At 33.9% G+C, this 24,789-nt stretch carries 22 protein-coding genes, 1 pseudogene and 2 other annotated features; of the genes and pseudogenes, 22 read left to right on the forward strand and 1 reads right to left on the reverse strand.

The genetic code is table 11. The annotated features are described in order from the left end of the window. Positions 1–4: 4 nt before the first annotated feature. The 4 genes and pseudogenes from BWGOE10_RS09255 to BWGOE10_RS09270 all read left to right on the forward strand — a co-directional run. Positions 5–271, forward strand: a pseudogene (locus tag BWGOE10_RS09255) (O-methyltransferase); the annotation flags it as partial. 133 nt (positions 272–404) lie between these two features. Beyond that, positions 405–1,277 carry an aminoglycoside 6-adenylyltransferase gene (locus BWGOE10_RS09260; RefSeq protein ID WP_070141882.1) on the forward strand — a complete coding sequence of 291 codons (873 nt, stop codon included), beginning with the start codon at positions 405–407 and terminating at the stop codon, positions 1,275–1,277. 117 nt (positions 1,278–1,394) lie between these two features. Continuing rightward, the gene (locus tag BWGOE10_RS09265) at positions 1,395–2,225 is read left to right on the forward strand and encodes a peptidoglycan-N-acetylglucosamine deacetylase (RefSeq protein WP_070141885.1); all 831 of its coding nucleotides are present in this window, start codon (positions 1,395–1,397) and stop codon (positions 2,223–2,225) included. Between the two features lie 72 nt (positions 2,226–2,297). Then, a complete protein-coding gene (locus BWGOE10_RS09270) occupies positions 2,298–2,636 on the forward strand; it encodes an SdpI family protein (protein ID WP_070141887.1) in 339 nt (112 codons plus the stop codon). 172 nt (positions 2,637–2,808) lie between these two features. Here BWGOE10_RS09270 and BWGOE10_RS09275 read toward each other — a convergent pair whose 3' ends face one another. Then, on the reverse strand, positions 2,809–3,417 hold the full coding sequence (locus BWGOE10_RS09275; protein WP_070141889.1) for an NUDIX hydrolase: 609 nt from the start codon (positions 3,415–3,417) through the stop codon (positions 2,809–2,811). 81 nt (positions 3,418–3,498) lie between these two features. Here BWGOE10_RS09275 and BWGOE10_RS09280 point away from each other — a divergent pair, with 81 nt between their 5' ends. The 18 genes from BWGOE10_RS09280 to asbD all read left to right on the forward strand — a co-directional run bounded on the left by BWGOE10_RS09280 (position 3,499) and on the right by asbD (position 24,788). Further along, positions 3,499–4,137, forward strand: coding sequence for a pyridoxamine 5'-phosphate oxidase family protein (locus BWGOE10_RS09280; protein WP_070141891.1), 639 nt, complete (start codon positions 3,499–3,501; stop codon positions 4,135–4,137). Between the two features lie 235 nt (positions 4,138–4,372). Further along, positions 4,373–4,604 (forward strand) — a binding site (T-box leader). A gap of 115 nt (positions 4,605–4,719) precedes the next feature. Then, positions 4,720–4,951, forward strand: a binding site (T-box leader). A 155-nt stretch (positions 4,952–5,106) separates the two neighbouring features. Next, the gene (locus BWGOE10_RS09285) at positions 5,107–6,402 is read left to right on the forward strand and encodes a homoserine dehydrogenase (protein ID WP_070141893.1); all 1,296 of its coding nucleotides are present in this window, start codon (positions 5,107–5,109) and stop codon (positions 6,400–6,402) included. Next, a complete protein-coding gene (gene thrC / locus BWGOE10_RS09290; protein ID WP_070141894.1) occupies positions 6,395–7,453 on the forward strand; it encodes a threonine synthase in 1,059 nt (352 codons plus the stop codon). Before BWGOE10_RS09285 ends, thrC begins: the two co-directional genes overlap by 8 nt. Further along, positions 7,450–8,343 carry a homoserine kinase gene (thrB, locus tag BWGOE10_RS09295; RefSeq protein ID WP_070141896.1) on the forward strand — a complete coding sequence of 298 codons (894 nt, stop codon included), beginning with the start codon at positions 7,450–7,452 and terminating at the stop codon, positions 8,341–8,343. Before thrC ends, thrB begins: the two co-directional genes overlap by 4 nt. 148 nt (positions 8,344–8,491) lie before the next feature. Then, a complete protein-coding gene (locus BWGOE10_RS09300; protein ID WP_070141898.1) occupies positions 8,492–8,704 on the forward strand; it encodes a DUF6366 family protein in 213 nt (70 codons plus the stop codon). Between the two features lie 337 nt (positions 8,705–9,041). Beyond that, positions 9,042–11,345 (forward strand): glycoside hydrolase, encoded by a 2,304-nt coding sequence (locus BWGOE10_RS09305; protein WP_070141900.1) that lies wholly within the window; start codon positions 9,042–9,044, stop codon positions 11,343–11,345. A gap of 355 nt (positions 11,346–11,700) precedes the next feature. Beyond that, entirely contained in the window at positions 11,701–12,702 is a 1,002-nt protein-coding gene (locus BWGOE10_RS09310; RefSeq protein ID WP_070141902.1) for an LCP family protein, read from the forward strand. Between the two features lie 163 nt (positions 12,703–12,865). Next, positions 12,866–14,113, forward strand: a complete 1,248-nt coding sequence (locus tag BWGOE10_RS09315) for a hypothetical protein (protein WP_070141904.1) — start codon at positions 12,866–12,868, stop codon at positions 14,111–14,113. A 13-nt stretch (positions 14,114–14,126) separates the two neighbouring features. Beyond that, the gene (locus tag BWGOE10_RS09320) at positions 14,127–14,816 is read left to right on the forward strand and encodes a response regulator transcription factor (RefSeq protein WP_070141907.1); all 690 of its coding nucleotides are present in this window, start codon (positions 14,127–14,129) and stop codon (positions 14,814–14,816) included. Next, positions 14,813–16,174: a sensor histidine kinase gene (locus BWGOE10_RS09325; protein WP_070141909.1), complete on the forward strand. Its 1,362-nt coding sequence runs from the start codon at positions 14,813–14,815 to the stop codon at positions 16,172–16,174. Before BWGOE10_RS09320 ends, BWGOE10_RS09325 begins: the two co-directional genes overlap by 4 nt. Positions 16,175–16,271: 97 nt before the next feature. Beyond that, positions 16,272–17,093: a peptidoglycan-N-acetylglucosamine deacetylase gene (locus BWGOE10_RS09330; protein ID WP_070141911.1), complete on the forward strand. Its 822-nt coding sequence runs from the start codon at positions 16,272–16,274 to the stop codon at positions 17,091–17,093. 14 nt (positions 17,094–17,107) lie between these two features. Next, on the forward strand, positions 17,108–17,764 hold the full coding sequence (locus BWGOE10_RS09335; RefSeq protein ID WP_070141913.1) for a YkyA family protein: 657 nt from the start codon (positions 17,108–17,110) through the stop codon (positions 17,762–17,764). A gap of 174 nt (positions 17,765–17,938) precedes the next feature. After that, positions 17,939–18,619 (forward strand): MgtC/SapB family protein, encoded by a 681-nt coding sequence (locus BWGOE10_RS09340; RefSeq protein ID WP_070141915.1) that lies wholly within the window; start codon positions 17,939–17,941, stop codon positions 18,617–18,619. A 71-nt stretch (positions 18,620–18,690) separates the two neighbouring features. Then, the gene (locus tag BWGOE10_RS09345; protein WP_081338100.1) at positions 18,691–19,257 is read left to right on the forward strand and encodes a GNAT family N-acetyltransferase; all 567 of its coding nucleotides are present in this window, start codon (positions 18,691–18,693) and stop codon (positions 19,255–19,257) included. Between the two features lie 316 nt (positions 19,258–19,573). Beyond that, positions 19,574–21,382: an IucA/IucC family protein gene (locus BWGOE10_RS09350; RefSeq protein ID WP_070141919.1), complete on the forward strand. Its 1,809-nt coding sequence runs from the start codon at positions 19,574–19,576 to the stop codon at positions 21,380–21,382. 67 nt (positions 21,383–21,449) lie between these two features. Then, on the forward strand, positions 21,450–23,291 hold the full coding sequence (locus BWGOE10_RS09355) for an IucA/IucC family protein (RefSeq protein WP_070141920.1): 1,842 nt from the start codon (positions 21,450–21,452) through the stop codon (positions 23,289–23,291). After that, entirely contained in the window at positions 23,278–24,516 is a 1,239-nt protein-coding gene (locus BWGOE10_RS09360) for an AMP-binding protein (protein WP_070141922.1), read from the forward strand. The genes BWGOE10_RS09355 and BWGOE10_RS09360 overlap by 14 nt, the downstream gene beginning before the upstream one ends. Next, positions 24,513–24,788, forward strand: coding sequence for a petrobactin biosynthesis protein AsbD (gene asbD / locus BWGOE10_RS09365; RefSeq protein WP_070141924.1), 276 nt, complete (start codon positions 24,513–24,515; stop codon positions 24,786–24,788). Before BWGOE10_RS09360 ends, asbD begins: the two co-directional genes overlap by 4 nt. The last annotated feature ends 1 nt before the right edge of the window (position 24,789 follow it).

A 24,789-nucleotide genomic window follows, 5' to 3' on the forward strand; every position in this document is an offset into this window, starting at 1 on the left:
TCACTTTATTTTCATAGATGCTGATAAACAAAATAATCCGGCTTATTTTGAATGGGCAATGAAACTATCACGCCCTGGCACTATAATTATTGGGGATAACGTAGTACGTGAAGGTGAAGTTATTGACAATACTAGTAGCGATCCTCGTGTACAAGGGATACGCCGATTCTATGAATTAATAGCTGCTGAGCCGCGTGTAAGTGCTACAGCGCTTCAAACTGTCGGAAGTAAAGGGTATGATGGATTTGTAATGGCAGTCGTTAAAGAATGATGTAAGGAGATAATTGGAATGAAAAAGATGTTTCAAAAATTATAACATGTATCGTGTGTAACAAAGTTAGCCCGTGGACCTCCAACATACATAATAATATAAGTTTATATAAAAAATTGGAGGTTAGGAATAGATGAGAACTGAAAAAGAAATGCTAGACTTAATTATAAATACAGCAAAAGAGGATGAAAGAATTCGAGCAGTCATTATGAATGGGTCACGTGTGAATCCAAATGTGAAAAAAGATTGTTTCCAAGACTATGATATTATTTATGTTGTAAAAGATATACAATCTTTTACGTGTAATCATAGTTGGATTCATAGATTTGGAGAAATAATGATTGTGCAAATGCCGGAAGAAATGTCGTTAGTTCCAGCGGATGAAGACGGGAAATTTCCGTATTTAATGCAGTTTATGGATGGAAACCGGATTGATTTAATGCTAGTTCCAGTGGATTTAATAAATAAATTTATTGGACAGGATAGTTTAAGTAAATTGGTACTTGATAAAGATAATTGTATTGGCGAGTTTGCGCCAGCAAACGATAATGATTACATGATAAAAAAGCCTACAGAAAAAGAGTTTTTGGATTGCTGTAATGAATTTTGGTGGTGCAGTACAAATGTAGGAAAAGGATTGTGGCGCGAGGAACTTTCTTATGCGAAAGGGATGCTTGAAGGCCCTGTACGAGATATGTTGGTTGTAATGCTAGAGTGGCATATTGGTATGAAAACAGCGTTTACAGTTAATGCTGGGAAGTTTGGAAAGCATTTCGAACAATATGTTGAAAAAGATGTGTGGGAGCAGTTTAAAAGGACATTTTCAAATGCAGAATATGAAAACATTTGGGATTCATTTTTCGTAATGGGTGATTTATTTAGGAAAGTTGCGAACGAAATTGCTAACACTTATGAATATCAATATCCGCAAGATGACGATGACAAAGTGTCGAGTTATTTAAAGCATGTAAGAAAATTACCGAAAGATAGTAAAGTAATTTATTAAGTATATAAATCAGTAAGACTGTCCTAATTATGGACAGTCTTATTTTTGTTCAGGAATAAGAATTTCTCTAACAAAGTGCAGATGAATCACATATGAAATTTTAGGGAGGTTTTTATCATGTATTATTTTTATTCACCAGAAATGTTCGTTCCATTTCCTTTGGGGCTAGAACGCAATATTTCGTATGCTTATATGCCATATCATTCATTTTATTATGGAGACTATGTAAATGCGATGCCATACGCATTACATGTTCCTCAAAATTATGAAGCCCAAATGAAAGAAGCGGATCGAGGGTCATGGACACCATTTTCATGGGTCGAAAAATATGCGTATGCATTTTCAGGATCATACAATAAAGCAGAAGTAGCTCTTACATTTGATGATGGACCAGATTTAGTATTTACTCCAAAAATTTTAGATAAGTTAAAACAACATAATGTGAAAGCTACATTCTTCTTGCTTGGTGAAAATGCAGAAAAGTTTCCGAATGTAGTAAAGCGTATTGCGAATGAAGGGCATGTAATTGGTAATCATACGTATAGTCATCCGAATTTAGCGAAAGTAAATGAGGCTGAGTACCATAATCAAATTATAAAAACGGAAGAAATATTAACTCGTTTAGCTGGTTATGCGCCGAAGTTTATACGCCCACCGTACGGTGAAATACTTGAAAATCAATTGAAGTGGGCAACAGAGCAAAAATTTATGATTGTACAATGGAGTGTCGATACAGTTGATTGGAAAGGTGTAAGTGCTGATACGATTACAAATAATGTGTTAGGGAATTCATTTCCAGGTAGTGTTATACTTCAGCATTCAACTCCAGGTGGACATTTGCAAGGATCTGTAGATGCGCTAGACAAAATCATTCCACAGTTGAAAACGAAAGGAGCACGCTTTGTAACACTTCCAAGTATGTTCCAGACATCTAAAGAGAGAAAATAAAAATGTTAATAATTAGGATTTGTAAGGTTGTAGAGTATAATGAAAGTATAAGTTAGGAGGTGGATATGATTGATGTATGCACTAGTAAACATAGGAATGAGCATATTGATTGGTATTATATTTATACTTGCGGCACTTATACTTCAAAAAAATCCACCGACAGATATTAACGCGGCATATGGTTATCGTACGAAACGATCTATGAAAAATAAGGAATTATGGGATGCGGGTAATAGGTATAGTGCAGAAGTGATGAAGCAAAACGGATTCATCATGATGTTAATTGGAAGTGTTATTAGTATACTGTTTAGATATCCGCATACAATGATAGCGATTATGATTGTTATGCTGTTGTTAATCATTCGCTTATTTATGCGAGTAGAGAAAAGATTGAAGACACTTGAACAATAATGATAAATAAAATAGGACTCCCGGGCAATATAAGCTAGGAGTCCTATTTTATCCCGCTATTTGCGGGCAGTAAGATACCCACCTCAAAATTCGGCTGGAGCAAAGAAGTTAGGTGGGAGATCAACTGCCCGTAAACCCCGATTAGTGAGGGCTGATTAAAGTTTCACTTTATTTACAAACTATTATTTTTTAGCAATTCTTTTCCTTGTTCTACAACAAATTCATAGTATTCAAGATCATACGGATAAATATCTTCAAATGTTATCGTTATCGGTTTACTGTTTAGAGCAGAAATAGTCGTTATAGATGAAATATCCCTTTTTAATAGTTGTAGAAAAGAAGTTGCATGTACTTTCATCACATCGTCTACTTCTTCACCTGGTGCAAATGGAAGTGGTTGTATTACATTGTGAAAATACATATGACAAAACTCACGATCAGTAAGATTTGAAATTTCATAATCTATTTTATAGATTCCTTTGTATGTTAAATCAGTCGTATGAAAGGAAAGCCCCAATTCTTCTTTAATTTCACGAAGGCCGCCAAGTTGTACATCTTCATCATGCATAATGTGTCCAGCTGAAGTAATATCCCATATACCTGGAGCTTCTTTTTTATTTTTAGAGCGTAATTGGAAATATAAGAACATATCTTCATCAGCTTTTTCTACAAACCAGCAATGGAATGTTTCGTGCCAATCACCGTCACGATGCACTTCATCACGTAATTTCTTTCCAAGTGTATTTTTTTCAGAATCAAATATCGTTAACCACTCTGTCATTTTAATTCCCCTTTCTGCAAATTTTATTATACAATATTTGTATTGAATTTTGGGAAAATAAAGAAAAAGGAGTGATTATTATTGAAGATAGAGAGTAAGGAAATAAAATCAATAATTTCAACTGAGGAAGAATTACGACAAGTATTGGGGCAACCAAGTGAACGGGCTTTGAAAAAAGTTATTTCATCACTTGATCATCATTGTGTAGATTTTCTGTCTAAATCTCCTTTTCTAGTATTATCTACTGCAAATAAATTAGGAGAGTGTGATGCTTCGCCGAGAGGAGACGCACCTGGATTTGTATATGTATTAAATAAAAATAAAATTATCATTCCAGAAAGGCCGGGCAATCGTCGTATAGATTCAATTTTAAATATTATTTCAAATCCGCACGTAGGGTTAATCTTTTTTATTCCTGGTCTTGGGGAGACGCTCCGAATAAACGGCCGAGCATACATTACAAACGATGAAGAAATTTTGAAAGAAATGCAGGCGAATGGACGTAATCCGTTACTTGGAATTGTTGTTGAGATAGAGGAGTGCTATATCCATTGTGCAAAAGCTTTTATACGTTCAAAAATGTGGGATCCAGAATCGTGGTTAAATAAAAAAGAGCTACCTTCAGCAGCGAAGATGTTATTAGAGCATGCGAAAGTGAATGCTTCAGAAGAGGACGTTGCACGTTCTTTAGAAGAAAGTTATACGAAAAGATTGTATTGAAAAATTCTTTATTGATATAGTGTTAGAAAGTGGAGATCTTCTCGATTTAAAATGGAATATTTATATATGAACCGTTGATTTACAAGTTAGTAAATTGCAAAAAAAGTAATAAGAGTAGTCATTGTAAAATGTTATTGTGAAATATAATAAAAAAGTATCTTTAAAATAGTGAGTGAAAATAGGCTTGCTTTTTAAAATTTTCATAACTATAATAAATTAACAAATAGACATGAACGAAAAAGTAATGACAAGGACACGAAATCATTTTTACGGTTTACAGAGAGGGAAGCCAAGGGTGCGAGCTTCCTAACACGAGAAATGGTTTTACCACCTTTGAACTTCAATAGTGAACGAGAAATCTAGTAATTATTGACGGTATCAGCCGTTATCTGAACTTGAGCAATCTAGAAGGAAGTAAGTCTAGGTTGGAACAAGGGTGGAACCACGAAAACACATTCGTCCCTTTCCTAGGGATGATTGTGTTTTTTTTATAGATTTTGAGATTGAAAATTTAAAATAATTAAAAAATATATTGATTTTGTTTTTTATGCGAGTATAATGAGTTAACAAATATATATGAACGAAAAAGTAACGATAAGGACATGAAATCATTTTTACGGTTTACAGAGAGGGAAGCCAAGGGTGTGAGCTTCCTAACACGAGAAATGGTTTTACCACCTTTGAACTTCAATAGTGAACGAGAAATCTAGTAATTATTGACGGTATCAGCCGTTATCTGAGCTTGAGCAATCTAGAAGGAAATAAGTCTAGGTTGGAACAAGGGTGGAACCACGAAAACACATTCGTCCCTTTCCTAGGGATGAGTGTGTTTTTTTATTACTTTGAAAGGAGGTGCTGTAACATGAAACGATTAGTACGTACGGAAATAACCACCACCTGCATGATTAAAAAGCGGAGTAAGGTGATTCAGAGGTGTAACAATTAAACTATTTAGGAGGAGATTAGAAAATGAATAATGTTATTAATGTTGGGGTATTAGGGTTAGGTACTGTCGGAAGTGGTGTTGTTCATATTTTGAAAGAACATTATAAAAAAATCGCTCTTGATACAGGATATGAAGTGAAGGTAAAGACAGTCGTTGTACGTGATTTGGAAAAGGAACGTGATGTTTGCATTGATGGAATCGTAGTAACAAGTAATGTCGATGAAGTTCTAAATGATTCAAATATTGATATTGTAGTAGAGGTAATGGGCGGAATTGAAGAAGCAAAACAGCATATTGTTACGGCTTTACAAAATAAAAAACATGTTGTAACAGCAAATAAAGATTTAATGGCTGTATATGGTGCGGAGCTTTTACAATTAGCAAACAAAAATGAATGTGACTTATGTTACGAAGCGAGTGTAGCGGGTGGGATTCCGATATTAAGAGGATTAACAGACGGGCTAGCGTCAGATCAAATTGAAAAAATAATGGGAATTGTAAATGGAACAACAAATTATATGTTAACAAAGATGAGTCAAAATGGATGGTCTTACGAAGAGGCCTTACAGGAAGCGCAAAAATTAGGGTTTGCAGAATCAGATCCGACAGCAGATGTAGATGGGCTAGATGCGGCGAGAAAGGTAGCAATTCTTGCAAATTTAGGATTTTCGATGAATGTTGCATTAGATGATGTGCAAGTAAGAGGGATTCGAAAGGTCGAAAAAGAAGATTTACAAATGGCTGAAAAGTTAGGATTTACTATGAAGTTAATTGGTAAAGCAGAGAAACAAGGATCGGCCATTCATTTAAGTGTAGAACCGACTTTATTACCAAACCATCATCCGTTATCAAATGTTAATAATGAATTTAATGCGGTGTATGTTCACGGTCAAGCAGTAGGGGAAGTGATGTTTTACGGACCTGGAGCTGGGAAGTTGCCGACTGGTTCTGCTGTAGTAAGTGATATTATTTCAATCGTTAAAAATATGAATCAAGTTCCGAAAAATAAAAGTGTGTTAAAAAAACCAGAGCCGTACGAATTACAAGGAGATGAAGAAGTAGTTTCGAAATATTTCTTACGTATTTCATTACGAGATGAGCCTGGGATGTTGCAAAAAATAACAGAATGTTTCGTTAGTTATTCTGTAAGTTTAAAAGAGGTTATCCAATTACCTTTGAATCGTGAACTTGCAGAAGTCGTTGTTGTGACACATCACACTTCAAAATATCAATTCGAACGAGTTTTAGGAGCGATAGAAGCTGTCGCAAGTGAAATAAACAGTTACTACATTATTGAGGAGGAAAAACAATATGTATAAAGGATTATTAAACCAGTATGCTTCTTATTTACCAGTGAATGAAAACACACCTGATGTTAGCTTAATGGAAGGGAACACACCTCTTATTCCATTATTAAATATATCAAAACAATTAGGGATTCAGTTATACGGTAAATATGAAGGAGCGAATCCGACAGGTTCTTTTAAAGACCGTGGCATGGTAATGGCAGTTGCAAAGGCGAAAGAAGAAGGGGCAGAGGCAATCATTTGTGCATCTACAGGTAATACATCGGCATCAGCTGCAGCTTATGCGGCACGCCTCGGGATGAAATGTATTATCGTAATACCAGAAGGGAAAATTGCGCATGGGAAATTAGCGCAAGCAGTTGCTTATGGAGCGGAGATTATTTCAATAGAAGGGAATTTTGATGATGCACTTAGAGCTGTAAGAAATATTGCTGCAGAAGAGCCGATTACATTAGTAAACTCAGTGAATCCTTATCGAATTGAAGGGCAAAAAACAGCAGCATTTGAAATTTGTGACCAGTTGCAAAACGCACCAGATGTTCTGGCTATCCCTGTTGGGAATGCTGGAAATATTACAGCATACTGGAAAGGGTTCTGTGAATATGAGAAAGAAAAAGGTTATAAGAAACCAAGAATTCACGGCTTTGAAGCGGAAGGAGCGGCGGCAATTGTAAAAGGACATGTAATTGAGGCGCCTGAAACGATTGCAACAGCGATTCGCATCGGTAATCCGGCAAGTTGGTCGTATGCAGTAGATGCTGCCGAACAGTCTAATGGTGAAATAGATATGGTGTCAGATGAGGAGATTTTAAATGCGTATAGATTGTTAGCAAAAACTGAAGGAGTTTTCGCAGAGCCAGGATCAAATGCTTCATTAGCGGGTGTAATTAAACATGTTCAATCTGGAAAAATCAAAAAAGGTGAAACAGTGGTTGCAGTTTTAACTGGAAACGGTTTGAAAGATCCTGATATCGCAATTTCTTCTAATAAATTTGATATTGCAAGTGTGTCAAATGATATAGAACAAATTAAAGAACATATTAAAGGGGTGATTATGTCGTGATACCATTAAGAGTTCGTGTTCCTGCTAGTACAGCGAATGTTGGACCTGGATTTGATTCTGTTGGAATAGCTTTGTCATTATATTTAGAAGTGAGTGTAAAGGGAGAAGCTGATAAGTGGCAAGTGATACATTCTTTTGACGATTCAATTCCAAAAGACGATAAAAATTTAATTGTTAGCACGGCATGTAAAGTATGTCCTTCTTTATCACCCCATATAATAGAAGTTACTAATAATATTCCGCTGACAAGAGGGCTAGGAAGTAGCGCATCAGCGATTGTAGCAGGAATAGAGCTTGCGAATCAACTTGGAAATTTATATTTAACAACTGATCAAAAGGTTCAAATTGCTACAAATTTTGAAGGACATCCAGATAATGTTGCTGCTTCTATTTTAGGTGGAACTGTAATCGGAGCACTTGATGGAAAGAATGTTTCGGTTGTAAGGATTGAAAGTAAGGAATTAGGCGTAATTTCTCTTATTCCGAATGAAGAGCTAAATACGGATGAGAGTCGATCTGTATTACCAGAGACGTTTCCGTTTCACGAAGCGGTTAAGGCTAGTGCGATAAGTAACGTATTAGTAGCTGCGTTATGCCAAAAGAAGTGGGAAGTTGTAGGTGAAATGATGGAAAGAGATCATTTCCACGAGCCATATCGTTTAGAACTTGTACCGTTATTACCATCAATTCGTAAATGTGCAAAAGAATTCGGAGCATATGGCACAGCGCTTAGTGGTGCGGGACCATCCATTTTTATTTTAACTCCGTATGAGAAGCGTCAAGAAATTGCTGACCAATTAGCGAGAGTATTTGCAGCTATGAAAGTATGTGAGCTTGAAATTGATCATAAAGGGATTACTGTAAATAAGGAAGAACATATTGGATTATAAAGAAAGCTAGCATCGCTAGCTTTCTTTAAGTTATGGAGAATCTATTTTCAACTGGAATTTTTCAGGAGAAATAATGTTTTAAAAAGAGAATACAAAATGAATATTCATTTTGTATAATTGAGTAAAGAGCGGTTTTTGAGGTGATTATATGAATTCAAAAGAGTCACCAGAAGAAAAAAGAGAACGTATGAGACAAAGTGAATTAAAAAATAATCCTACCGGTTCTTTGAATGATGGACTCAACAGGGCGGAATCAGGTAACCCCGTTGATATGGCAGGTGGTATGAATTGGAAAGGTACAGGGATATTAATTTTAGTGTTAGTTTTAGGATATATTATATACAGTTACTTTTTCAGTTAAGGGGATATTGTTAAAATTTTGATTTGTTTGAACTCATAATTAGTGAAAATGAACTTATTTTTATACTTTGAAGAGGGCCGTCCCAAAGGTTTTTTTGGACGGCCCTCTCTTGTTAATAGGTAGGATATGATTGTCATATTTTGTAGTTAAGTCGATATATTTCAATTTGCGTCAATATAAGTAGAATTGTGTTTGATATAATTTCATGTACTGTTGCAAATTTACTCAATAAGAACATGACTCCATTTCAAAGTTCGGCTTTTGGTACAGGCCCTATTATTTTTTGCCACATTCCTGTAACAAAGCCCCTGTATATTCAGTGGTGGAGGTGCAGAAGATGAAAAAAATGATAGCAATATGTCTTCTTACAACTATGTCATTTTCGACTTTAGTTGGGTGTAATGTAAAAGGTAATAATGCTGTACAAGAGTCTAAAATAAAGAAAGCGACGTATAAAGATTTTACTTACGATGTAAATCCAGAGACTTTCGCGTTAACTGTAGAACATGATGGCGTAAAGGAACAGGCATCACAACCGTTACCGAAAATGAAAGTATCAAATGTAAAAAAAGACAAGGATCGCACATCGTGGGAATATCCAGATGAAAAAGTAAAAATAAACTTAGAAAAGAAAAAAGACCACTTAAATATTGAAGTAGAATCGACTGGTGCAGAAAGCTTTACATGGCCGAAAGTACAAGCTGAAAATTATATACTTCCGTTATGGGAAGGTAAGCAAATCCCAAGTAATGATGAGAATTGGAAGAAGTTTTTGAAGGATGATGCATATTCATTTGCTGAATCATTTTCCATGAAGTTTTTCGCATTAAATGGGGCGAAATATTCGCTTGTATATATTGCGAATAATATGTTTAATAATGAATTGAAATTTCATTCGGATCCGAAAATAGGGTTTGATTTTATACATGAATTCCCGAGTGTAAATAAAAATAAAACATATGGCTTTCAATTATATGTGACTAATAATGATGCAGTCAGTATTGCTAAACTGTATAAGGATAATATTGCTCGAAAAGGTGAATTTAAAACATTACAAGAAAAGGCTAGAAAAAATAAAGAGATAGAAAAGCTATACGGAGCGGCTCATTTTTATTTTTGGAATCAAAATGGTTTATCAGAAAGTAACGTAAATTGGCCGAAGTTAAGAGAGCAAATAAATAGTCCGGTGTTTAGCCATATAAAAGAGCTTATTCAACAGAATAGTTCAGAGCCTGGAGAACTGAATGTATTTGAGCAAGTAAGTAAACAAGATTTCATTGATAAGTATCAAAAAAATGTCATTTTACGTTATATAAATGAAGTATTATCTATGAAAGAATTATATAAAGAGGATATTTTTCTGAAAGTTAATCAGGAAGCTAGTGCACTATTAAAGAAGGGGATAGATCACTTATCTAAGACGGAGTTGTATAGCTTAAATAAGCATTTGTTAAAGTCAGTACTCGGTGATGCGGTTGAAGAAGTAAGTAAATGGGGTAACGCAGATGGAACAGATATTTTAAAGGAAATGAAAGAAGCAGGAATAGACAATGCGTGGATTGGTCTCCCGAACTGGGAACAAGGATATATGCAGCCTAATTTTGTTACAGAAGCTAAGAAAATGGGATATTTAGTTGGTCCGTATGATTCTTATCATTCCATTCACGAAAAAGGTGATAAAAATTGGAACACAGCTTCCTTTAATGATCCATCGTTATATGAAGAGGGTACTGTAACGAAGAAAAATGGAGAAAAGGTGCAAGGGTTTTTAGGTAGAGGGCGAAAACTAAATCCAACATTATCACTGCCTAGTGTAAAAGAACGAATGAACGATATATTACAAAATGGCCCTAAATATAATTCATGGTTTATTGATTGTGACGCGACGGGTGAAATTTATGATGATTATTCAACAAAACATTTAACGACACAAGAACAAGATTTAAAAGCACGATTAAAACGAATGGATTATATCGCGCAAGAAAAAGGGATGGTAGTAGGTTCTGAAGGTGGAAATGATTTTGCAAGTAGTACAATTGCATTTGCTCACGGAATTGAAACGCCTGTAATTAAGTGGGACGATGAAGATATGAGGAAAAATAAAACAAGTCCGTATTATGTTGGTGGGTACTGGTCACCAAATCAAAATGTTCCCGAAAAATATGCAAAACAAGTACCCTTGAAAGAAGAATATAAACAAGTATATTTAAATCCAGTATATTCGGTACCGTTATATAAATTAGTATACAATGATGCAGTTATTACAACACATCACTGGGAATGGGGAAGTTTGAAAGTAAAAGATGAGGTAGGAAATCGTATGTTATATGAATTATTGTATAATGTTCCTCCATTGTACCATTTAGATGAAGTAGAGTGGAATAAGCATAAAAAAGAAATTACAGAGCATTTGAAAGTTTGGAATGAAGTTCATAAAAAGGCAGTAAAAGAAGAAATGACGGACTTTGCATATCTGTCAGAAGATAAGTTAGTACAATCTGCTTCATATGGAAAAGATATTAAAATTATTGTGAATTTCTCAAATGAAGATGTGGAAATAGAAAAAACGAAAATACAAGCAAAATCAGCTTTAATTAATAATAATGGGAAGCAAATGATATACACACCAAATGAGAAATAATAAAGTGAAACTTTAATCAGTGGGGGATTTATCCCTCACTGATTATTAGTCATCACCAATCAAGATTTCACGGCACAAACTTGACTCTTTTATTCCTGCTAAATTGTGAGGTGAAATACTACCCACAAATAACAGAATGATAAATCTGTAAATTCGAATGTTTTGAAGTGTTAAATTTTTGAAGTTGATAAGTAGTGACTTGCCAAAAATAAGCACGAGAGTATAATGTGAAATGGAATACATATTGGATTTATGATGTAACCTTACAAAAATGTAAGGTGATTGAAAGGAAATTCAATATGAAGATTACTAGACATACATTATACTAGGAAAAGAGAAAGAGAGGAGAATGAACATGAGCTCTGAATTAGAACAAAATACGAGAAGCAGTAAAAAACGTTCTAAAAGAAAATCAATAAAATGGTTCATTATAATTCCATTTTTCCTACTTGTTTTTGGAGGAGTAGGATATGGATCGTTTATATATAACAAAGCAAAAGCTGTTGTAAGTGATGCATATGCAAAAATTGATAAGTCATCAAAACGGGACAAAGAAGTGGAACCTTTAAAGGATAATATTTCGATTTTAATCATGGGTGTCGACGGAAGTGAAATGAGAAAAACCCAATATGGCGAAGCGGTTCGAACAGATGCACTTTTATTAGCGACAATTAATAAAGATGATAAATCCGTGAAATTAGTAAGTATTCCTCGTGATTCACGCGTTTATATTCCATCTAGAAAGAAATTAGATAAAATTACACACGCACACGTATTTGGTGGTGTTGAAAGTACAAGAGATACAGTGGAAAGATTTTTAAATGTTCCAGTTGATTATTATGTGAAGTTTAACTTTGAGTCATTTGTACAAATTGTAGATTCAATTGGTGGTATTGATATTGATGTACCGGTTGCTTTCACTGAACAAGATAGTAAAGACCAAGCAGGTATGATCCATTTAGAAAAAGGTTACCAACATTTAAATGGAGAACAAGCACTTGCACTTGCGAGAACGCGTAAAATTGACAGTGATGCAATGCGTGGTCAAAGACAACAACTTGTAATTGAAGCAATTGCGAAAAAAGCAATGTCTGCTCAATCTATTAGTAAAATGGGCTCTTTACTTGATGCAGTTGATAAAAATATGAAAACAAACTTAACGTTTGATGATATGCTTGCTATTACGAAAAATATGGCAGGCTCTGATCTGCAAATGGAAAAGATGCAAATAGAAGGAACGGATAAACGTATTGGTGGTATTTATTATTACATTCCAAATGAAAAGAATGTAAAAGATATTTCCCAAAAATTAAATGACCATTTAGGTATAACACCAAAACCAGCTCGAAAAGAATAGTAAAAAAGATTGGCCTTCGCCAATCTTTTTTTATAGGAATATATTTGTAACTTTTCTGTAACGATTTTTTATATTAGAAAAATTATACTCATATGTATGAGAATATTGGAGAAGCAAAAAGTATAGAGAAATACTTAAAATTTGTAGTAAGGAAAGATATCATATGCAGAAATGGATAAGCATTTTGGGAATCATTTTTATATTGACTGGATGTAAAATGTCTGAAGCTCCAACAAGTTTAATGGGAGCTCCTGCAAATGAAAAATGGATTAATGAATTAAAAGAGCAAATAGATAAAGATTTGCCTGTTAATTATCGGTTGCTTACTCCAATGTCTAATAAAGATAAACAGATGATTTGGTCAATGGATTTTAAACAAGATAATAAGAAAGAAGCGATCGTATTTTATAAAGTACCGAATGAAGATCGGAGTATATATTTAGCTATTTATGCGGAAAGCAGCAATGGCTGGAAACTAAAGTCCACTCATACATTTGATGGTGAGAATATAGATATCGTTAAAGTCGGTGATTTTACAGGGAACGGGAAGCGAGAGTTATTAATTGGAATCTCTGTAAGTCGTGAATCTTTAGAACATGTAATGTATGTTTTTTCGGAAGAAAATGATGATATGAAGGAGATTTATAATCGGCAATATACGAAGTTATTTATAGAGGATTTAAATGAAAATGGCCTTAATGATATAAGCCTTGTTACTTATAAAAAAGATGAGCAATTGAAAGTTGAGTTCATTGAACAGTTTAAGACTATGTCTGAAGTTACATTTGATCCATATATAAATAGTATTCAACGAATACAAATGGGGCGTATTTCTAACATGTCAAAGGCAGTTGTAATTGATTCAGGAGTTGGGGCTCATTCAGGTATAACATATGTAGCAAAATTCGATAAGGATCATTATGAGGGATTACTTATAGACGGGAAAGAAGATTTATTCAATGATTATGTTGTGGAAAGTAAAGACGTTAATGAAGACGGCATTATTGAATTTGTTCGTACTGTGCGTCCGAAAGGCTGGGAAGAGGTATCGTACGGAGAGAGCACGATGTTTGAACGTTATATACAGTGGAGTGAAGAGGGGATTAAACCGATAGAAGAAAGATATATCAATATAGAGAAAGGTTATTTTGTCAAAATCCCTCAAGCGCTAATTGGAAAAATAACTGTCCCAGTTCAGCAAGAAGCACCGGATGTTCAAAAATTTATAGATGCAACTACAAATGAAATATGGCTTGAAGTCCATATTTTTAAGCGGAAAGAATGGTTCAAAATAAAAGGATACGAGGCAGCAGTTAAAACGGCTTCTCATGTATATGCAGTACCGAAGCAATCAAAATTTGAAAAAATGAAAGCATATATAAAACCGCTAGCGGATTATCAACAAGAGTAGGGAGGTGGGAATTATGTCAACAATTTTAGTTTTAGAAGATGAAATACCAATCCGTAGCTTTATTGTCTTAAATTTGAAACGTGCCGGATTTTATGTATTAGAAGCTAGTACTGGAGAAGAAGCGTTACAGATTTTAAGTGACCATACTGTTGATGTAGCGTTACTTGATGTTATGTTACCGGGGATCGATGGTTTTCAAGTTTGTAAAGCTATCCGGGAAGAAAATGAAAAAATGGGTATTATTATGTTAACCGCACGTGTACAAGATGAAGATAAAGTACAAGGGCTAGGAATTGGTGCAGATGATTATATCGCAAAGCCGTTTAGTCCAGTAGAATTAACTGCACGAATACAATCTTTATTAAGAAGAATAGAAGTACATGGAGAAAAAACGAATACAATCACATCTGGTCCGTTTTCGTTAAATATCATAGAAGAAAGATTATATAAAGGTGGACAATTAGTTGATTTAACCCCTACAGAGTACATGATATTACAGTATTTAATGAATCAGGCTTCGAAGCCGGTTTCGCGTGATGAAATTTTAAATATGATTTGGGGAACCAATTACATAGGCGAGACGAAAGTCGTCGATGTAAATGTGAGACGGTTACGTCAAAAGATAGAATGTAATCCGTCAGAACCAGAGTTTATCCATACTGTGTGGGGAAAAGGATATGTGTGGAAGGAAACTATAAGATGAGACGGAAAGTGACTTTATATTTTATGACGGTCATTACACTAATGCTTGTATTATTTGAAGTAGCATTTTCAGTTTCTATTTATCGATATTATTATAACGGCATTGTGCAATATGTTGAATCTCATGCAAAGACAAGTACACGTTTTTTCTCGGAATACAATTCACTATATTTTATTCGTTTGCAAGAATATAGCGGAGAAATAATTGAGAGTTTCCAATTAGAAGGAACTGAATTACAATTGATTGATCGGCACGGTACAATTATACAATCGTCAAGCGGGCAAAAGGTTGAAGGTAAAGTGAGTATTCCCTATTCTTTACTAGAGGGGGAAATGTATCACCAAGTTATTACTACGAAAGATAATGAAAAACAATTAGAAGTATTAAGTCCACTCGTACATCAAGGGCAAACTATCGGTGTTTTAAAATATACGACTGTTTTAACACATGTAAATGCAAAGATTATTGAAATTATTATGTTTACTATTTCAGTTGGAATTGTCATTTCAGGTATCGTATTCTTAATCAGTAGACGATTGGCGAATTCGTTTGTGAAACCTATCGAATCTATTATTCATGCTTCTTCGCAAATTGCGGAAGGTACATTAAAGGAGCAAATTAAAGAGGATTATCCTGGTGAATTAGGTGAGTTAGCGCATAGTTTAAATTATATGGCCGATAAAATAGAAAAGGCTGAGCAAATGAAAAATGAATTTATTGCCTCTATTTCTCATGAAATACGAACACCTTTAACAGGAATTAAAGGGTGGAGTGAGACATTAAAAACAGTAGATCATTTAACAGATGAAGAAATAAAGCAAGGTATGGGAATTATTTCAGGTGAAACAGACCGATTGATTCATTTAGTAGAAGAGTTACTAGATTTTTCAAGATTGCAGTCAAATCATTTTAATTTATATAAACAAAAAGTGCAATTGTACGATATACTAGAAGAGACGATTTGGCAATTAACTCCTAAATCAGAAGAAAAACAGATTCATCTAGTTGCTAATTTAGAACGAGTAGAACTAGTAGGAGATCGAAATAGACTAAAACAAGTTTTTCTAAATATTATTCATAATGCTATTAAATATTCAAATGAAAAAAGTACAGTTTATATTGAAGCGACCAAAAGTGAAGGACAAGCCGTGATTAAGGTGACAGATCAAGGTATTGGAATTGTTAAAGAGCATCTACCATTTATAGAGCAGTCATTTTATCAGATTAATAACCATATTGAAGGCGCAGGCATTGGATTAGCTATTGTAAAAAAAATGGTGGAGCTTCATGGTGGTACGCTTAGTATTACAAGTAGAGAAAGTGTAGGAACAACAATTTTGATAAAACTCCCACTATAATTTATATAAAGTTTATATAGTGTAATAAAAATAAATAGATGTATAATTATATTGGGTGATTTATATATGAGATTAATAGGGAGAGGAATTCGATAGAATGGAAAAGGCTTTTAAAATTAAACGAGTTGCAGTTGTTTTAATAGCGATTGCAATAGTAGCTATTGGGTATTTCATGTTTCAATCTATTACTTCACCAGCAAAAGCTGTTGCGAAACAAGAAAATGTAGTGCAGCTTGCAAGTGAACAATCGAAAGTTGAAATGAATAAAACGGCACCAAGTCGTTTTAACGGAAAGGAAAGAAAAGTTGCTTATCTTACATTTGATGATGGGCCAGGAAAATATACGGCTGAATTATTAAATATGTTAAAACAGCATGATGCGAAGGCGACATTCTTTTTAATCGGAGCGAATGTAAAAGCGTTTCCTGATTTAGTAAAACGTGAAAATGCAGAGGGTCATTATGTTGGAATGCATAGTATGACACACAATTTTGCAAAGTTATATAAAAATGGCGAATATGTTAATGAAATGAAAGAAGATCAAAGCTTAATCGCAAATATTATTGGAAAATCACCTCAATTAACACGTCCACCATACGGGTCGATGCCTGGTTTAAATGAAGGCCTTCGAAACAAAGTAGTAGAGGGTGGTCTTAAAGTATGGGACTGGACAATTGATTCTTTAGACTGGAAATACAATAAAGTACCAGTCGATGCAGCGGCAGCACAAATCGCTCAAAATGTATTAGCTGGTGCAACAAATCCTCAAGAAGTCATTTTAATGCATGATATTCATCCGCAATCAGTCGCAGCTGTGCCAGCAATATTAAAGGGTCTAAAAGAAAAGGGTTATGAGTTTGAAGCATATCATGAAGAGAATCACTTCCCAGTGAACTTCTGGCATGATAACCGTATGTAATGGAGGAATTGAAGTTGAAATATGGAAAAGTAGCAGTAGTTGGAGCATTATCAGTAGGATTATTATCAGGTTGTTTTGGTGAAAAGCCAGAAGAAAATTTATTTACGGCTTTTGAAGTAGCAGCTACACAAGAAAAATCTTTAGCAGATGACACAAAAAAATTAGAGAAGTTAGAACAGCAAGGACAAGAACTTTATTCTCAAATTTTACAAGAAGGTAAAGAGCATAATGAAGCAGTTTCAAAGAAAATAGAGCAAGCTACTGCAAATGTAGACGAGCGTGAAAAAGTATTGAAAAATGAGAAGGAACAGTTAGAAAAAGCGCAGAAAGAAACGACATCTGTTCAAAGTAATATTGAAAAACTCGAAGATAAGAAATTACAAAAACAAGCAAAAACAGTAGAAGAATCGTATGAAAATCGTTATGATGCCTTCCAAAAGATGAATGAGAATTACACGAAGGCGTTAGCGACTGAAAAAGAACTGTATGAAAAATTAAAAGTAAAAGAAACGAAGTTAAAAGAAATTGGTGAAAAAGTTAAAACTGTTAATGAGTTAAATGTGGAAGCGCAAAAGGCGAAAGAACAATTTAATAAACATACAAAAGAGTATAATGATAATAAATTAGCATTTTATAAAGATGCACAAATTAAGATTAAAGAACAAAAATAAAGAAGTATCTTAATTATGATAAAAAAATCTATAGAAAAAGCCGAAAAAACATTATAATAAAAATGTTTTTTCGGCTTTTGTCGTTTAATGAATAGAAAAGACTGGAATTGATATCATAAAAGAGTTATAGTGAAATATTCGAAGGGAAACATTGTAAAGTAAGGAGAATGAATTATGTCATATGAATTTTTATTCAAATTAGGTTTAGCACTCTTTTTAGGATTATTCATCGGAATAGATAGGCAGCTAAAGAATAAACCGCTTGGTGTGAAAACAAGTATGGTTATTTCCGTAGCGAGTTGTTTAATTACAATGGTTTCAATTGAATCAGTGAATGTTTATTCTGTACCGGGTCATACAAATATGGATCCAATGCGTCTTGCTGCCCAAATTGTAAGTGGTATCGGTTTTCTTGGAGCAGGGGTAATTTTACGAAGAAGTAATGACGTTATTTCGGGATTAACGACAGCTTCTATGGTATGGGCGGCTTCAGCGTTAGGTATTGCAATTGGAGCAGGGTTTTATATACAAGCGACGGTTGCTATGATTTTAATTATTTTAGCGATTAACGTACTTCCTCAAATTGTGAAAATTGCAGGTCCGTATTCATTAAGACAAAAGGATTTATCTATAAAAATTACTGTAAAAGAGCATCAAGAGTTAGATGGTATATTTAAGCAAATTAAAAATTTAAATATGCAAGTGAAGCGAGTGAAAATTAAAGATATTGATAATGGGACATTTCAGCAATTGGAGATGGTCATTTTAGCCCCAGAAGATTTATATACAACTGAGTTATATAGTTCACTAAAAGAGATCGATCGTGTTGTTTCAGTTGAAGTTGAAAGTAGATAATTGTAAAAAAAAGAGTGAAGTAAATTCACTCTTTTTTTTTATTTGGATTTTTAAGGAAATAAATTGGTATAATGATGAGTAAACAAGGGGGAGAAACGATGGAAATACATATTAGAAGAGCGATAAAAGATGATATACCAGGTATAGCAAAGGTACACGCTGATAGCTGGAAAACAACGTATAAAGGGATATTTGCTAACGAATTTTTAGATAATATAACATATGAACAAAGAGAGAAATTGTGGGAAAGCATTTTTCAAAAAGAAGGTAATCACCAATATAGATTTGTAGCAGAGACGTTAAATGGAGAAATAGTTGGATTCATCGATGGGGGAATCGAAAGAACCGGTACATATAATTGTGATGGAGAATTATATGCGATATACCTTTTACAAACGTATCAAGGAATGAAAATAGGACAAAAGTTATTTCAAGCTTTATTATCGGAATGTATAAACAAGGATATGCAATCACTTTTAGTTTGGGTTGTTACTAATAATCCTTCTAAAAAGTTTTATGAAAAATTTAATCCTGAAAAAATTGATACGAAATTTTTAGAGAGAGTACAGGTAGAAGAAACAGCGTATTGCTGGAGAGATTTAAATCTTTTATACAAACAATTGCAGGATTTAATATAAAATAATAGTATTATGTAAACAATTAAAAAAGGTATACCCTTAATAGGTATACCTTTTTTAATTGTTTTGGATCGATAATAATGAAAAATGTAGAAAATATTAAGTAATTATTTTGAAAGGAAGATATTTTTAATCATGTTTTTAACAAGATTAAAGATATGATAGAAAAAAAGAAAGATTTAGTCAGATAAAAAAATTCTGAAATATACTCTTGAATTGATAATAACAATCAATTAGAATCATAATTGATAACGATATTCAATTATCAATTGTAATATGAAATTCCGATAGCGTTAATATAAAGAGGAGGACCAGTATGCAGCATGCGAAACAAATCGCGGAACATGCAACAATACAAAGCTTTTTAAATTGTTATTTAAGAGAAACAGGAAGTGGAGAATGGATTACGGAGGATAAAAGGATAGAGGATATTTTCTGCCATTCATTTCAAAGAGATACTATCCCCACTTATTTATGCTGTCGGTTGTCGGCACAAAACATTACTTTGTATGGAGAAGCTATATATAAATCACCAACAGATCGTCATTTGTTTGGAGAACAATTTTATTATCAAATTGGAGAAAGTAAGAATGTCATAAAAGCAGATTATGTTACTGTTATTACGTTTTTAATAAAAGAAATGTCTATGAACTATGGAGAGGGTACAAATCCCGCCGAACTTATGGTTCGAGTTATTCAAAGTTGTCAAAATATTGAAGGTTTTTTGAAAGAGAGGATAGAAGAAACATCCGAATTATATGGTTTTCATACATCCTTTATAGAGGCGGAGCAATCTTTATTATTTGGGCATTTAACTCATCCAACCCCAAAAAGTAGACAAGGTATATTGGAGTGGAAAAGTGCAATGTATTCTCCAGAATTAAAAGGAGAATGCCAGCTTCATTATTTTCGCGCACATAAAAGTATAGTAAGTGAAAAATCATTATTATTAGATTCTACAACAACGATTATAAAAGAAGAATTAAGTAAAGATGAGATGGTAAGTAAGGAATTTATAGTGAAATACTGTAAGGAAGATGAATATTCATTAATTCCAATTCATCCGCTTCAGGCAGAATGGTTATTACATCAACCTTATGTACAAGAGTGGATAAATCAAGGAGTACTTGAGTATATCGGTCCCGTAGGTAAGCATTATATGGCAACATCATCACTTAGGACGCTATATCATCCTCATTCGAAATATATGCTTAAGTTTTCATTTCCGGTGAAAGTAACAAATTCAATGCGCATTAATAAGTTGAAGGAACTTGAGAGTGGCCTTGAAGGGAAGGAAATGTTAAATACGTCAATTGGTGAAGTACTAGAAAAGTATCCAGGTTTTGATTTTATTTGTGATCCAGCCTTTATTACATTAAATTATGGAACACAAGAATCTGGATTTGAAGTGATTATTCGAGAGAATCCTTTTTATAGTGAACATGCAAATGACGTTACTTTAATTGCTGGACTAGTTCAAGATGCTATACCGGGAGAACGTACTCGTTTATCGAATATTATTCATCACTTAGCAGATTTAGAAAATAGAAGCTGTGAGGAAGTAAGTTTAGAGTGGTTTAGGCGGTATATAAATATTTCTTTAAAGCCAATGGTATGGATGTATTTACAGTATGGAGTTGCATTAGAAGCTCATCAGCAAAATAGTGTTGTTCAGCTAAAGGATGGTTATCCAGTAAAATATTATTTCCGTGATAATCAAGGGTTTTATTTCTGTAATTCAATGAAAGAGATGCTTAATAATGAGTTATCTGGTATTGGAGAACGTACTGGAAATTTATATGACGATTATATTGTAGATGAAAGGTTTCGTTACTATTTAATTTTTAATCATATGTTTGGACTTATTAACGGTTTTGGTACAGCAGGATTAATTAAGGAGGAAATTCTTCTTTCTGAATTAAGGTCTGTACTTGAATCATTCCTTCCATATAACCGTGAACCTTCTACATTTTTAAGAGAATTGTTGGAAGAGGATAAGTTGGCATGCAAAGCAAACTTGCTAACGAGATTTTTCGATGTTGATGAACTGACAAATCCTTTAGAGCAAGCAATTTATGTACAAGTAGATAATCCACTCGTTAGAGAAGTGGCTGTTCGTTCATAAGTGGTGCTAAAATTTCACGTAATACAAATAATGGAATTCGATATTCCGTATTATAGCGGAGGGATTTATGAAAGAAGAAGTTTATCACATAAAAATATTGAAGGCACTCCAATCAAAAGAGTACATTTCAGTAAGAAGAAGAGTATTCCGGCAATTAGTAGAATCGTTAATTTATGAAGAAATCATTACGCCGATTCGTATACAAAAGGGAGAGCAAATCCTTTTTATTATACAAGGTCTTGATGAAAAGGATCAAAATGTAATGTACCAATGCTATGGACAAGAACGTATGACATTTGGGCGTATTTGTTTGCATGACTCATTAATAATGAGAGTTCAAGATGAGGAAGAAGAAATACAATCAGTTTCACAATTTTTACAGGAGATTTTTCGAATTGTTCAAGTGGATCGAACGAAATTGGATTCTTTTATTCAAGAATTAGAACAAACAATCTTTAAAGATACGATTGCACAATATGAGAGAAGTAGTGAAGAAGACTATATTGTGAAGTCTTATGATGAGCTTGAAAGTCATTTGATAGATGGACATCCATATCATCCTAGCTATAAAGCACGCATTGGATTTCAATATCGTGACAATTTTCAATATGGATTTGAATTTATGCAACCAATGAAAATTATATGGATTGCAGTTCATGAGAAATATACGACTATAGGATATGAAAGTGAAGAGGGGTATAACTGTACCTTTAAAGAAGAAATTGGTGAAAAGAAAATCGAAGAGTATATGGATCGTATTCGAAAAATGGACTGTGATTCGAAGAAGTATATGTTTATACCTGTTCATCCTTGGCAGTGGGAGAACTTTATTATTCCGAATTATACTGACCATATACAGGATAAATATATTATTTATTTAGGGAAATCAGAAGATGATTATTGCGCGCAGCAGTCGATGCGGACATTAAGAAATGTTACGAATCCAACGAAACCATATGTAAAGTTATCGATGAATTTACTCAATACTTCAACTATCCGTACATTAAAACCACATTCGGTTGTGAGTGCACCTGCTATATCGAATTGGTTAAAAGATATAGTAGATCATGATCTTTATTTAAGGGATGAATCGCGTTTAATTTTGTTAAATGAATTTTCGAGTGTTACGTACGATGCGAATAAAAAAGCTACATATGGCTCATTAGGATGTATTTGGCGCGAAAGCGTTCACAAATATTTAGATAAGAAAGAAGAGGCAATCCCATTTAACGGTTTATATGCCAAGGGAAAAGATGGGACACCAATTATTGATTTGTGGTTAAAGAGATATGGAGTAGAAAGCTGGTTACAACTGCTTATTCAAAAAGCAATTGTCCCAGTTGTACACCTCGTTGTAGAGCATGGAGTCGCATTAGAATCACATGGACAAAACATGATTTTAGTTCATGAAGAGGGAATACCAGTCCGTATTGCACTAAAAGATTTTCATGAAGGACTGGAGTTTTATCGTCCATTTTTGAAAGAACTCGAAAAATGTCCTGACTTTACTAAAATGCATAAAACATATGCGAATGGTCAAATGAATGATTTCTTTGAAATGGACCGTATTGAATGTTTACAAGAAATGGTTTTAGATGCGCTTTTCCTGTTTAATCTAGGTGAGCTGGCTTTCGTGCTGGCAGATGAGTATCAGTTGGAAGAGGAACAATTTTGGATCATTCTTGTTGAAGAAATAGAAAATCATTTTGAGAGATTTTCGCATTTGAAAGAACGTTTTGAAGCATTACAATTATATGCACCTACATTTCATGCAGAGCAATTAACGAAGCGTCGTTTATATATGGATGTGGAATCGCTTGTTCATGAAGTTTCAAATCCATTGTATAGAGCAAAGCAACTTATAATACAAAAATCAGTTGTTACAGGGGGAAATCATGCTAATCGTTAATAAACAAGAATTTAGCAAAAATGATTTTGAATCGAGATTACAAGTTTACGAGGAAATGGAACAATTTCAAGAAGCAAAAGGAAATAGATTTGCACTTTGTCTGAAAGATCCATTTGATATTATTACGCTTGTGTTTTTCTTAAAAGAAAAAAAAGCATCTGTATTACTTATTCATGAAGAGACACCGATGGATACAGCTATTGAGATGGCAAGGCGTGCAAATTGTGCGGGGCTCTTATATGGGGAAAGTAACGAATTTATAAAGTTAGAAGTTATAAATCTATTACAAGAAGAACCGTCTTTATTGCAATATAGTTCTGGAACAACAGGAGAACCGAAACTGATTCGTAGAGCATGGACGGAAGTTGAAACAGAAATTACTGCTTATAATGCAGCTTTAAAATGTGATGAAGATGAAGTACCAATTGTTATGGCTCCTGTTTCACATTCGTATGGATTAATTTGTGGTACGTTATCTGCAATTACGAGGGGTAGCAAGCCTATAATCATTACGAATAAAAATCCTAAATTCGCATTAAATATAGTTCGAAATACAGAAAAACATATTATATATGCAGTACCACTTATGCTACATATTATGGGTAGTTTTCCACAAGGTACGTTTCAGTTTCATAAAATTATGACGTCAGGCTCACCTTTGCCAGAAACGTTATTTTATAAACTGAAAGGAATGACAAAATACATGATGCAACAATATGGTTGTTCTGAAGCAGGATGCATTAGTATATGTCATGATATGGAAACTCATTTGGATTTAGGAAAGCCACTGCCTCATGTAAGTATAAACATAGGATCAGATGAAAACGAGCCTGAAGAAATCGTAGTGAAAATTGCTGAAAAGGAAATTTATACGAAAGATTTAGGGTATGAATCTGAGCGTGGCCTTCATTTTATGGGGCGTATGGATGATGTAATCAATGTTTCAGGATTAAAAGTTTTTCCTATAGAGGTGGAAGAAACGATGCTTCGATTAGAAGGTATTCAAGAAGCAATTGTATACCGAGGGAAGCATCCTGTAATGGGTGAGATCGTAAAAGCGAAAGTGATCTCTCGTATTGCCCCGGTGAAAATAAGAGAATGGTGTATTCAGCACTTACCGTCTTATAAAGTTCCGCATGAAATTGAAAGTGTAACTGAAATTCCGAAAAATAAAACCGGAAAAGTAAGTAGAAAGTTACTAGAGATGGGAGAGGTTACAACATGAGTCGTGAAACGTTAAAGGATGCTGTATTAAGCATTATGATAGAAAAAATGGAACTGAAAAATGTAACGCATTTAGAAGAAACGATGCGTTTAAATCAAGATTTATATATAGATTCGGTAATGATGTTACAGCTCATAGTATACATAGAAATGGATTTAAAGCTATGCGTTCCAGAGGATGAGATAGACCCAAAGGCGTTTCTTACTGTAGGATCTTTGCTCGACTTTATGGAAGAGTTGCAGCCGTTACACGAAGTAAATGTGAATAACTAAC

This window comes from Bacillus mycoides (genome assembly GCF_001757995.1).
Taxonomy (GTDB): Bacteria; Bacillota; Bacilli; order Bacillales; family Bacillaceae_G; genus Bacillus_A; species Bacillus_A mycoides_B.